Below are 2,935 nucleotides of genomic sequence, written 5' to 3' on the forward strand. Positions count from 1 at the left end.
CGGCGGTCGCGCCGCGGCCGGCTGGGCGCGGGTCTGGTGGACGTGCCGCAGGTTCCCTACCGCGATCCGGCCGAGGCCGTGCTCGCGGACCCGGTGGTGGCCGAGGCGAAGCGCTGGTGCGGCAACTGCGGTGCGAAGGTCGGCCGCGGTACCGACGACGGCCAGGGCGAACCCGAGGGCACCTGCGCGACGTGCGGCACACCGTTCTCGTTCCTGCCGAAGCTGCGTCCGCACGAGATCGTCGGCGGGCAGTACGAGGTGATCGGGGCGCTGGCCTACGGCGGGCTCGGCTGGATCTACCTGGCCACCGACCACAACGTCAGCGGACGCTGGGTCGTGCTGAAGGGACTCATCAACACCGGGGACGCCACGGCGGTGGCCGCGGCCGTCAACGAGACCCGGTTCCTGGCCGAGGTCGAACACCCGAACATCGTCAAGATCTACAACTTCGTCCAGCACCCGGACCCGGACACCGGCAACTCCGTCGGCTACATCGTCATGGAGTACATCGGCGGGCAGTCGCTGCGCCAGCTCGCGATCGCCCACCACCGGGAGAGCGGACGCGCCGAACCGCTGCCGATCGGGCAGGTCATCGCGTACGGGTTGGAGATCCTCCCCGCGCTCGGGTACCTGCACAACCAGGGGCTGCTGTACTGCGACCTGAAGCCGGACAACGTCATCCAGACCGGGGACCAGCTCAAGCTGATCGACCTCGGCGCGGTGCGCCGGATGGACGACTACACCAGTCCGTTGTTCTTCACCAGCGGCTACAGCGCCCCGGAACTGCCCACCCGGGGCGCCTCGGTCGCCTCCGACCTGTTCACCGTCGGCCGCACACTCGCCGTCCTCAGCTTCGAGTTCACCGGCTACACCGGCCGGTACAAGACGACCCTGCCCGCGCAGGACGACGTCGGACTGTTCAAGCTGTTCGACTCGTACTACCGCTTCCTGCGCCGGGCCACCCACGCCGACCCGGACCGCCGGTTCCCCTCCGCGGAGGACATGGGTGACCAGCTCGCCGGGGTGCTGCGGGAGATCATGGCCCTGGGCACGGGTACCCCGCGGCCTGGCGCCTCCACGGTGTTCGGGCCCGAGACCAACACCTTCGGCGTCGAGCTGGTCGTGCCCGAACACTGGCAGCAGGTCTCGTCCCCCGATCCGGGCGAGGTGGTGGCGGGCCTGCCGATCCCGCAGGTCCACACCGACGACCCGGGCGCCGGTGTGCTGGCCACGTTGCTCTCGGCCGATCCGCGCACCGCCATCGCCGCCCTCGCGCACGCCCCGCGCGAGTCGATCGAGGTCCGCCTGCGGATCGTGCGGGCGCGGATCGAGCTCGGTGAGCTGGCCGAGGCCCACCGGCAGTTGCAGGCCGCCCAGTACCTCGCGATCAAGTCGGGGTTCCCGCACGACTGGCGGGTCGACTGGTACCGCGGTCTCATCGAGCTGGCGGGCGGACGGTCGAGGGTGGCCCACGTGGCCTTCGACACCGTCTACGACGAGCTGCCCGGGGAGATCGCGCCGAAACTGGCGTTGGCCGTGAGCGCCGAGACGGTCGGGGACTACTTCAAGGCCGCCCGGCTGTACGAACTCGTGTGGCGTACCGACCGCTCCTACGTCAGCGCCGCCTTCGGGCTGGCGCGGGTCTACCTCGCGCAGGGCGGCAGGCAGTCCGCGATCGAGGTCCTGGAATCGGTGCCCGCCTCCTCGACCCACCACACCGCCGCACAGGTCGCCGCGGTCAAGATCAAGACGCGGCAGGTGTACGGCTCGCAGCAGGTCACCGGATCGGACCTGGTGGCCGCCTCGGACCAGGTGGGGCGGCTGACCCTGGACGCCGAACGCCGGACGCGGCTGGAGGCCGAGGTGCTGGAGGCGGCTTTCGAGTGGACCCGCGCCCACGGCGTCGCCGACCCGCACACCACCGTGCTGGGCTGGCCGCTGACGGAGCGGGATCTGCGGTTCGGCCTCGAGGACCGGTACCGGACGCTGGCACGGCTGGCGGGGGACGCGCAGCGCCGGATCGAACTGGTGGACCGGGCCAACGCCGTCCGGCCGCGCACGCTGACCTGAGCCGTCAGGGCGTGGGTCGCGGCCCTCAGGGCGTGGGCCCCGCGCGCAGTTCGACGACCGAGATCTCCGGTGGTGCGCCCACCCGGACGGGTGGTCCCCAGAACCCGGCACCACTGGTGACGTACAGGCGCGTGTCGCCGCGCCGGTACAGCCCCGCCACGGCGCCCTGCTGCAGCGACACCGCCACCTCGAACGGCGTGAGCTGGCCGCCGTGGGTGTGTCCGGCGAGCATCAGGTCCACCCCGGCGTCGACCGCGTCGGTCACGTCGATCGGCTGGTGGGCCAGCAGCACGACGGCACGGTCGGGGTCCCGCCCCGCCAGGGCCGCACCCACGTCCCCGGGGTCCTGCCAGCGGTAGCCGGTGTGGTCGTTGATGCCCGCGAGGTCGAAGACGCCGCCACCGGTCTCGATCGGCACGTGCGTGTTCCGCAGGGGCCGGATCCCGAGCGTGGGCAGGTGCCGGATCCACTGCCGGTAGCCGACGTAGTACTCGTGGTTGCCGGTGACGTAGAAGGTGCCGTGCCCGCTGCGCAGGTCCGCCAGCGGTGCGGCCGCCTCGGCCAGATCGGGGACGTCCCCGTCCACCAGGTCGCCCACCAGGGCCACCGCGTCCACCCGTTCGGCGTTGACCAGGTCCACGATCCGCCGGGTGTACGACCGGCCGATGATCGGGCCGAGGTGCAGGTCGCTGACCACCGCGATGCGGAAGCCGTCCGCGCGGGGATCGAGGCGGGGCAGGGTGACCGGGATCCGGGTGAGCACGGGCGGACCCGTCGCCACCGTCACGCCGTACCCGACGAGCCCGGTCGCCACGGCGCCGACGAGCGCGGCCGAACCCCGCGCCAGCACCACCCGCCGGTCGAC

At 72.3% G+C, this 2,935-nt stretch carries 2 protein-coding genes; one reads left to right on the forward strand and one right to left on the reverse strand.

Annotation, left to right across the window (positions count from 1 at the left end; all coding sequences use genetic code 11):
• The coding region (locus ACTIR_RS0112870) for a serine/threonine-protein kinase (RefSeq protein ID WP_026454596.1) at positions 1-2,070 on the forward strand (2,070 nt) is incomplete at its 5' end.
• Between the two features lie 25 nt (positions 2,071-2,095).
• Here ACTIR_RS0112870 and ACTIR_RS0112875 read toward each other — a convergent pair.
• A partial coding sequence (locus ACTIR_RS0112875) for a metallophosphoesterase (protein WP_026454597.1) occupies positions 2,096-2,935 on the reverse strand: 840 nt, incomplete at its 5' end.

It is taken from the genome of Saccharomonospora iraqiensis subsp. iraqiensis (genome assembly GCF_000430445.1).
Taxonomy (GTDB): Bacteria; Actinomycetota; Actinomycetes; order Mycobacteriales; family Pseudonocardiaceae; genus Saccharomonospora; species Saccharomonospora iraqiensis.